We start from the raw sequence: 9753 nt of genomic DNA, 5'->3' as shown, positions 1-9753 counted from the left end.
AAAGTCAAATTTAAACAAAATGAGCCCAATACAATATCGAGCTCATTATTATCAAAATTAATTATAAATTTGTCCAAAATTTTGGGTGCAGTCTAATTGGGGTAGCTTTAAATATAATGACAAGTTATTTTTTAGTACGCTAACAATTCTTTTAAACCTTCTTCAAATCTTACTTTAGGCAAGTATTGGTCCTCTAATGCTTTTACAAAAGGAATAGCACTTTCTAAACTTCCTACACGTTTTACTGGTGCGTCAAGATATTCGAAGCAATTTTCCATGATCAAAGCCGAAATATCACTAGCAATTCCTCCAAACATAGAATCTTCTTGTAAAATAATACATTTTCCTGTTTTCTTTACTGAGGCAAAAATAGTTTCGGTATCTAAAGGTTGAAGCGAACGTAAATCGATCAAATCTGCTGAAATATCTGGGTTTTTGTTTAATGTATCTAACGCCCAATGCACTCCTGCACCAAATGAAATCACAGTAACTGCCGAACCTTCTTTTATCATGGCCGCTTTTCCAAAAGGAATCGTATAATAATCTTTAGGAACATCTTGATACATACTTCTGTACAATTGTTTGTGCTCGAAGAACATTACAGGGTTAGGATCGTTAATTGCTGTATTTAATAATCCTTTGGCATCGTAAGGAAATGCTGGGTAAACCACTTTCAATCCTGGTGTTTTGGTAAACCAAGCTTCATTGGTTTGTGAATGAAAAGGCCCGGCTTGTGTCCCACCACCGCAAGGCATACGAACGACAACATCTGCATTTTCTAACCAACGGTAATGTGACTTTGCCAATAAATTGACGATTGGATTAAATCCTGTAGAAACGAAATCGGCAAATTGCATTTCAACAATCGCTTTGTGTCCGTTGATAGACAATCCCATAGCAGCTGAAACAATTGCACTTTCGCAAATAGGTGTATTACGAACTCTTTCTTTACCAAATTGCGCTACAAAACCATCAGTAATTTTGAAAGCACCACCATATTCGGCAATGTCTTGCCCCATAATAACTAGGTTATCATGACGCTCCATCGATTGACGCAAACTGTTAGAAATAGCATCAATCATTCTGATATTTTCTACTTCTTCTGAATGGTTAATCTCCTCAAAATCGTATGGTTTGTAAACATCATTTAACTCTTCACTTAGACTAGCTACAATTTCTGGTTCCTTTTGAACGAGTGCCCAATCGGTATCTATTTCTTTTTTTAATTCTGCTCTAAAAGAATCATCATCCTCATCAGATAAAACAGCTGTTGCTTTAAGATAACTTCTAAAATTTTCAACTGGATCTTTTATGGCCCACATATCCATTAGCTCTTGAGGAACATATTTTGTCCCACTCGCCTCCTCGTGTCCACGCATTCTGAAAGTCTTGAATTCTAAAAGAACTGGACGAGGATTTTCTTTCATTGATGCTTTTAACTCTGATATTAAATTATAAACATCAAGAATATTATTTCCGTCAACAATATGCGATTCCATTCCAAAACCTACGCCTTTATCAGCTAAGTTTTCGCAACGGTATTGCTCGTTTGTGGGTGTCGATAAACCATAACCATTATTTTCGATAACAAAAAGAACTGGTAAATCCCAAACAGCAGCAATATTTAATGCTTCATGAAAATCTCCTTCGGAAGTAGCGCCTTCTCCAGTAAAAACTGCAGTTACTTTTCCGTTCTTTTTTAATTTATTTGCTAAAGCGATTCCGTCAGCCACTCCCAATTGTGGACCCAAATGCGAAATCATTCCTATTATATTGAATTCTTGTGTACCAAAATGAAACGAACGGTCACGACCTTTTGTAAATCCGTTGGCTTTTCCTTGCCATTGCGAGAAAAGGCGATGTAATGGAATATCTCTTCCAGTAAAAACTCCCAAATTACGGTGCATTGGTAAGATGTATTCATCTTTATCTAAGACCGCTGTAATTCCCACAGAAATAGCTTCTTGACCAATTCCAGAAAACCATTTAGATACTTTACCTTGACGGATAAGAATCAGCATTTTTTCTTCGATTAATCGTGGTTTTAGGATTCGTTTGTATAAATCTAGTAACGTTTCGTTGGATATGTTTTTTCTGTCGAAATTCATTTTTATTGCAATTTTTAATTGTGGCCCAAAAGTATAAAAAAATGACAAGCAGATGAAACAGTTTTCGTGGTTTTTTTTAAATAATTATGAATGAGTTTGGGTATGTCTAGCCCTGATAGCAGTGGAAATCCTTTTTTGATCTCGTTTTTTTTTAACGAGAGAAAAAAAGATTGCAACGGATAGCAGGAAATGGCTTCAAATAAAAAAAATATTTATACATTTGTTTTATGATGGTATTATCCATTTGTAAGTTATTAACATATTATTTAAGAGATGCAAAACATTCCTAGTGTTGACTTGCGTGATTTCCTTTCGGGTAACCCGGAACGTAAACAAAAATTTGTAAATGAAATCGGAAAAGCTTTCGAAGAGATTGGCTTCGTAGCGTTAAAAGGTCATTTTTTAGATGACAAATTGGTTGGCGAATTGTATGGTGAAATTAGAAATTTTTTCTCCTTACCATTAGAAACAAAATATGGGTATGAAATCCCAGGTATTGGTGGTCAACGTGGTTATGTTTCTTTTGGTAAAGAACATGCTAAAGGAAAAAAAGAAGGAGATTTAAAAGAGTTTTGGCACTTTGGTCAGTATGTTGACAAAGATTCAAAATACGCTGCTGAATATCCTGATAATGTTGAAGTAACAGAACTTCCTAGATTTAATGTTGTAGGAAAAGAAGCGTATCAAATGTTAGAAAAAACTGGAATTACAGTTTTACAAGCTTTGGCTTTGCATCTTGGTTTAGATGAGCATTATTTTGACCAATATGGTTATGAAGGTAACTCTATTTTAAGACCGATTCATTATCCGCCAATTACTTCTGAGCCTGAAAATGCAATTCGTGCTGCAGCTCATGGAGATATTAACTTGATTACTTTATTAATGGGTGCTCAAGGTCGTGGTTTACAAGTTCAAAATCATGATGGTGAATGGATTGACGCTATTGCTGAACCAGATGAACTAGTTATAAATGTAGGCGATATGTTATCTCGTCACACAAATAATAGATTAAAATCAACTATTCACCAAGTGGTAAATCCACCGAGAGAATTGTGGGGAACTTCAAGATATTCTATTCCGTTTTTTATGCATCCTGTTAGCGATATGAGATTGGATGTTTTAGATAATTGTATTGATGCGGAAAATCCTAAAAAATACGACGATATTTCGGCAGGTGAATTCTTGTACGAAAGATTAGTAGATTTAGGATTAATCAAAAAATAATACTCAATTATATAGCTTTAAAGACATTGAGTTCGCTTGATGTCTTTTTTTAGTTTCATATTATATGCCATAACAAAAACTTTTTTTGAACACAGATTTAAGAAATTGGAGAAATTTTTTAAATTATTCTAATTTCTTAAATCTGTGTTCAAAAAATATTAATATACTCGCCAAACAAAAGAAATATGAAAAATTATCCTCATCAAGAATTAACAAAATCATTAATTGGAATTTATTATGATGTTTACAACGAATTAGGATATGGGTTTCTTGAAAAAGTATATCAAAATTCAATGTTAATAGAATTAAATAAAAGAGGTTTTGAAGTTGAAAATCAAAAAAAATTAAATGTTCATTATAAAAATGAAATCGTTGGAGAGTATATTCCAGATATAATAGTAAATAATTCAGTAATTATTGAGTTAAAGTGTGTTGAATATATGGTTGAAGCCCATGAATGCCAACTATTAAATTATCTAAAAGCAACAGATTGTGAAGTTGGATTATTATTAAACTTTGGAAAAGACCCACAATTTATTAGAAAAATATTTACTAATGAATATAAAAAGTATAATAAGCATTAAGGTTTCTTTGATTTATTAAATCTGTGTTCAAAAAAAATAGAGTTATCCGCGTTCCAAAAAAATAAAATTATGGACTTACAAGACCAATTAAAAAACCTTTTCCCAAATCACGAACCTTCTCCAGAAGAAGCAATTCCAGAAGTTGAGCACGAATTATACGTTCAAAAAGACCCCATGATTTGTAAATATGAAAAACGAAAAGGAAAAGCCACCACTATTATTGAAGGCTACGAAGGAAGTGACGAAGATTTTAAAATTCTAGCCAAAGAAATAAAAATCAAACTCAGTGTTGGTGGTACTTTCAAAGACGATTCGATAATAATTCAAGGAGATTATCGTGACAAAATCATGGAAATACTTAAAATAAAAGGATTTAAAGTAAAACGTGTTGGAGGCTAAATAATTACGACCCGAGCGATAGTGAACAGACGTAGCAATTACTATAAAAAATAACTTTGTGAAACTCTGTGTCACCTTTGTGCATCTTTATGAAACAGAAAAAAAAATAAAAAATGATAAAATCATCAGAATTAATACTAAACCCAGACGGAAGTGTATATCACTTAAACTTGCTTCCTGAAAATATAGCACACGACATCATCTTTGTAGGTGACCAAGAACGTGTGTCAAAAATTACACAACATTTCGATAGTATCGAATTTTCGACTCAAAAAAGAGAATTCAAAACCGAAACTGGAATGTACAAAGGCAAACGAATTACTGTACAATCAACAGGAATTGGTCCGGATAATATCGATATTGTTTTTAATGAATTAGACGCTTTAGTAAATGTCGATTTAAAAACCAGAGAAATAAAACCAAATCATACCGCTTTAAATATTGTCCGCATTGGAACTTCTGGCTCTTTGCAAGCCGACATTCCTGTAGATAGTTGGGTTATGAGCAAATATGCTGTTGGTTTAGACAATATGCTTCGCTCCTATTTAATCGAAGAACATTCTATTGCCGAATTAGAAGATGCTTTTATTGCTCAAACCAATTGGGATTTACGCAAAGGTCGTCCTACGGTTGTGGCTTGTGCCGAAGCGTTAGAAAATAAAATATATTCAGAAAAATTTCACAAGGGATTTACAGGAACAGCGGGAGGTTTTTACGGGCCTCAAGGTCGTGTAGTTCGTTTAAATATTCAAGATCCTGAATTGAATAAAAAAATGGATGCTTTTAATTATAACGGAACTCGCATGACAAATCTTGAAATGGAAACTTCTGCAATCTATGGTTTAGGAAAATTATTAGGTCATAATTGTTTGTCTCTAAACGCTATCATTGCCAATAGAGCGGTAGGTGAATTTAGTTCAAATCCAGAAAAAACCGTCAATGAGTTAATTACTTACACTTTGGATAAATTGATTAAATAATTTCAGGAGCTAATCCCGCTTTCCGTTGCAATCTTTTCCTGGCTAAAGAAGCCAGAAAAAGGATTTCCACTACACACGAGCCTGAAAGTGCGAACTGGCGAAGCAATCGGGGCTAAAAAACCGTGAATAAGCTAATTGACTATATTTTAAAATAAATAAAATCTGCGAAAATCCGCGTCTTTGCTTTAGCAAATCTGTGAAAATCCGCGTTCAATTTTTCATAAAATGAATTTAATAATAGAAACCGACCGACTCATTCTTCGCCCGTTTGAATTATCAGATGCCGAAGCACTTTTTGATATGGACAAAAACCCAGAAGTTCATAATTATTTATGGCAAAAACCAGTTACAAAAATTGAAGAAGTACACGATTACATTGGAATGGTTCAAAAACAATATGAAGAACGAGGAATTGGGCGTTTTTCAACAATTATAAAAGAAACGGGAGAGCTAATCGGCTGGACAGGAATTAAATTTGTAAACGATCATGTAGAAAACGGAAATACCAATTTTTACGATTACGGCTATCGTCTAAACGAGAAATTCTGGAACAAAGGATATGCTACAGAAGCATCAGTCGCTTGGTTGGATTATGGTTTTAATCAGATGAAAATCGAAATAATGAATGCCTACACTCATACTCAAAACGGAGCGTCAAATCATATTTTGCAAAAAGTAGGTATGAATTTTATTGAAGATTATTTAGATGAACACGGAGCTCTTTGGAAATGGTGGCAAATGAAAAATCCCGCTATTTAACCTACATTTGTCTTTTAGAACAAAACCACAATGAAAATAATTCTTACAGGAGCAACAGGCGTTTTAGGATCTCATATTATGTATGAAATTCTTGAAAAGTTTATTACCGAAAAAATTGAAGGAAAACTATTTCTTATCACAAGAAATAAAGGAAAAAACTCAGCAAAAGACAGAATAAACGAACTTTTATCTAGTAGCTATACACCTCAAATTCTTGCCGAAAAAGGATTAGAAAAATTACATTCTTATTTAGAAATTATAGATACCGATTTGTCTGAAATTCAAGATAATAATGCCGAAAAAATTCGAGGAGCTTACTTCATTCATTCTGCAGGTTATGTCAATTTATCGACTGATGATGATCAAAAAGAAAAAATATTTAATGAAAATGCTCAAATTACAAAAGACATTTTCAATACATTTTCCCCATTCATCAAAAAATTTATTTATATCAGTACTGCATTCTCATCAGGAGTTAGAAACGGACTAATAGGTAACGATTTTCATAATTTAGATTTTATTCCAGAACACCGAAATGCATACGAAAACGCAAAATTTCATTCGGAAAACTTTGTAAAAAAACAGTGTGAGAATATTGGATTACCGTACCAAATTCTTCGCCCAAGCGTCATTGGAGGAAAAATGTTAGGAAAAGAAAACAATTATTTCATTCCGAAATACATGGTTTTTTACCTTCTGGCAAAATTTTTCCATTTTACGGCACAACGAAAAAATGAACAAGAAAATGTACGATTTCAAATTAATGAAGAAACAGGATTAAACATTATTCCTGTTGATTATGTGGCAAAAGTAATTGTAAATTCTTTTCAAAGAGAAGACATTCAACAACTTAATATTGTACACAACAAAAGTTTTAATATCGTAAAAGGACTACAACTGATCATGCAAGAAGTGGGTTATACTAATTTTAGTCTAATACAAAACACACTCGATTTTAATTATAAAACTACTATCGAAAAGCTATATTACGAAAGCATTGGTAAACATTTAAAACCTTATTTTACAACTGATGCCAACGAGTATGATACCACATTATTAAACTCTATTCTCGAAATACCTAAACTGGATACCGAAGCATTTACAAACATGATTCGTTATGCGAGATTGCATAATTTTAAAGATATAAATGTTTAATTTTTTACTTAAAAAATGACAACAATAAAAATAGTAGGGGTTCCAGAACATTTCAATTTGCCATGGCTATTATGCCTTGAAAATGACGAATTTGAAGCTGAAAATATCGATTTGCAATGGACCAATGTACCCGAAGGGACAGGGAAAATGTGCCAGATGCTTCGTGATAAAGAAACCGACATCGCAGTTATTCTAACCGAAGGAATTGTAAAAGATATTATAGCCGGAAACCCGAGCAAAATAGTACAAGTTTATGTGCAAAGCCCACTTATTTGGGGAATTCATGTCGCCGCCAATTCAAAATACAAAAAGCTATCAGATTTAGAAAATACAAAACCAGCCATTTCTCGATTGGGTTCCGGATCACATTTAATGTCGATTGTGAATGCTAATAATGAAAATTGGAAAACTGATAATTTGAAATTCGAAATCGTAAATACTATCGATGGTGCTGTCGAAGCATTAACAAACCAAACTGCCGATTATTTTATGTGGGAACGATTCATGACAAAACCGTTAGTTGACAAAGGTATTTTTAGAAAAATTGCCAGCTGCCCTACTCCTTGGCCATGTTTTGTCATTGCAGTTCGTGAAGAAATTCTGGAAAAGGATCCAAATATTATCGATAAAATCCTGAAAATAATCAATAACACTACTTCCGAATTTAAAGAAATTCCAAGTATCAATAAAACATTATCCTTAAAATATAACTTAAAAATAAAAGATATTGAAGAATGGCTATCTTTAACTGAATGGTCACAAGATCAATTATCAGAAAAAATGTTAAACAAAGTTCAAAATCAGTTATTTGAACTATCTATTATTGATAAAAAGGTTACTTTTGAAGCGGTAGTCAGATAATTGCTTATTTTTTATCGTTTTACAAAACAATGTCAGTGGTCAAAAAGGAATTTATTAAAAAATACAAAGAAAAGCTTTCCTTACCAAAGCCTTGGGATACTGTTGTCATTTTTTTGTTAAATATCTTACTAACTATACCAATATTTATTATTGTTCATCAAAATTTAGTCAATCCAAATTGGCAATTTCCTATTGATAGAATTCTGTTATTTATCGTAATTTTAATCTGTTTTCAACTCATATTAAGAGCACTAAAAACAATTATTGTAATCTGTATTTTCGTTTATATTATCATAGTTTTTTTAGGGACAATCTTTGGAGAATACAGTTTTTATAGGGTTTACGATGATTATCGCTCGATGATGTACACCATGGGCGAGAATCCCTATCCGCAAGATATTATTGTAAGTAAACTCTTGCCATTTCCTAATAAAAACAAAGTAATAAGATCGATAGATTATTCAAATCCCAAAGTTCGGAATTTTGCATTATCAGCAACTACAAAATACTTTTCAGATATAAAAAAAATAAAAGGATATCAGAATTATCGCACTACAATTCAGTGTTTTGCAGTTTTTAAAGAAATAAAAAGCCGTTGGAATTATGTAAACGATCCACAAGGCAATAATTACATTGCTTCTGCATCAGAATCCTTGCAACATTTCTCTGGCGATTGCGATGATCACGCCATTCTTATGGCAGCTGGAATAAAAGCTGTAGGCGGAATCCCTAGACTTATTCATACAAACGACCATATTTATCCCGAAATGCTAATTGGAACAAATCGTGATTTGCAAAACATAAATTTCCTAATCAAAAAGGTGCTTTTTGTCGAAGAAAGCAAAGGCAAACAATTGCATTATCACATCGATGAGCGCGGACAAATATGGCTCAATCTCGATTATACAGCCAATTATCCTGGCGGAAAATTCATGAGCGAAGAAATTCTAGGAGAGTTAACTTTGAATGATTAGTTTTTTTTAGAAGCTATTTCCTGCTTTTCGTTGCAATCTTTTTTTCGTACCTCAAAAAAGGATTTCCACTGCAATCAGGGCTAATTAAGAAACAATATCTAAAAATTACCATTCAATTTCAGTAAAACCATTCGATTTCAAATACTCATTTGTTAACTTAAAATGATTATTTCCAAACCAAAAACCACGATTAGCACTTAGTGGCGAAGGGTGACCAGTTTCTAAAACCAAATGTTTGTTTCTATTTATTTTACTTCCTTTTTTGTGCGCAAAACTTCCCCAAAGTAAAAAAACAACATGTTCAGAATTATCTGAAATATACTGAATAACTGCATCAGTAAAAACATTCCATTTTAAGTGTTTATGGCTATTTGCTATATCCTTACGAACAGTTAAAGAAGCATTTAAAAGTAAAATTCCTTGCTTTGCCCAAGATTCTAAATTACCAGAAGTTGGAGAAAAAATTCGATCATATTCAGTATTTATTTCTGCAAAAATATTTTTTAATGAAGGTGGAATTTTTACACCATCATTTACAGAAAAACACAAACCATTGGCTTCGCCTTTGCCGTGATACGGATCCTGGCCAATGATAACCACTTTTACCTCTTTGAAACTGCAATAATTAAACGCGGCAAAAATTAATTCTTTTGGGGGATAACAAGTATGATTTTTATACTCCTCATCAACAGTTTCCATTAAATCTGGA

The 9753-nt window shown here is 32.7% G+C and carries 10 protein-coding genes; 8 read left to right on the top strand and 2 right to left on the bottom strand.

The window, feature by feature from the left end; genetic code table 11:
• Window positions 1-131: 131 nt before the first annotated feature.
• Window positions 132-2108, bottom strand: coding sequence for a thiamine pyrophosphate-dependent enzyme (locus ACH2BP_RS10140; protein WP_395059515.1), 1977 nt, complete (start codon window positions 2106-2108; stop codon window positions 132-134).
• Window positions 2109-2381: 273 nt separating this feature from the next.
• Here ACH2BP_RS10140 and ACH2BP_RS10135 point away from each other — a divergent pair, with 273 nt between their 5' ends.
• From ACH2BP_RS10135 to ACH2BP_RS10100, 8 genes are all read left to right on the top strand, one after another.
• Window positions 2382-3332: an isopenicillin N synthase family dioxygenase gene (locus ACH2BP_RS10135; RefSeq protein ID WP_395059513.1), complete on the top strand. Its 951-nt coding sequence runs from the start codon at window positions 2382-2384 to the stop codon at window positions 3330-3332.
• Between the two features lie 185 nt (window positions 3333-3517).
• Window positions 3518-3916, top strand: a complete 399-nt coding sequence (locus tag ACH2BP_RS10130) for a GxxExxY protein (RefSeq protein ID WP_395059511.1) — start codon at window positions 3518-3520, stop codon at window positions 3914-3916.
• 69 nt (window positions 3917-3985) lie between these two features.
• Window positions 3986-4315, top strand: coding sequence for a translation initiation factor (locus tag ACH2BP_RS10125; RefSeq protein WP_394760260.1), 330 nt, complete (start codon window positions 3986-3988; stop codon window positions 4313-4315).
• Window positions 4316-4428: 113 nt separating this feature from the next.
• Window positions 4429-5295 carry a nucleoside phosphorylase gene (locus ACH2BP_RS10120; protein ID WP_395059509.1) on the top strand — a complete coding sequence of 289 codons (867 nt, stop codon included), beginning with the start codon at window positions 4429-4431 and terminating at the stop codon, window positions 5293-5295.
• Window positions 5296-5520: 225 nt separating this feature from the next.
• Window positions 5521-6054: a GNAT family N-acetyltransferase gene (locus ACH2BP_RS10115; RefSeq protein ID WP_395059507.1), complete on the top strand. Its 534-nt coding sequence runs from the start codon at window positions 5521-5523 to the stop codon at window positions 6052-6054.
• Between the two features lie 30 nt (window positions 6055-6084).
• Complete coding sequence (locus ACH2BP_RS10110) at window positions 6085-7209, top strand: SDR family oxidoreductase (protein ID WP_395059505.1); 1125 nt, start codon at window positions 6085-6087, stop codon at window positions 7207-7209.
• Window positions 7210-7224: 15 nt separating this feature from the next.
• A complete protein-coding gene (locus tag ACH2BP_RS10105) occupies window positions 7225-8070 on the top strand; it encodes a substrate-binding domain-containing protein (RefSeq protein ID WP_395059503.1) in 846 nt (281 codons plus the stop codon).
• A 29-nt stretch (window positions 8071-8099) separates the two neighbouring features.
• The gene (locus tag ACH2BP_RS10100; protein WP_395059501.1) at window positions 8100-9044 is read left to right on the top strand and encodes a transglutaminase; all 945 of its coding nucleotides are present in this window, start codon (window positions 8100-8102) and stop codon (window positions 9042-9044) included.
• 105 nt (window positions 9045-9149) lie between these two features.
• Here the strand turns inward: ACH2BP_RS10100 and ACH2BP_RS10095 are convergent.
• Window positions 9150-9753 (bottom strand): uracil-DNA glycosylase (locus tag ACH2BP_RS10095; RefSeq protein WP_395059499.1); only part of this gene is annotated, 604 nt, incomplete at its 5' end.

Origin of the sequence: Flavobacterium sp. (genome assembly GCF_043756175.1) — a bacterium.
In the GTDB taxonomy this organism is placed as follows: domain Bacteria; phylum Bacteroidota; class Bacteroidia; order Flavobacteriales; family Flavobacteriaceae; genus Flavobacterium.
This window is presented reverse-complemented; position numbering and strand designations above follow the sequence as displayed.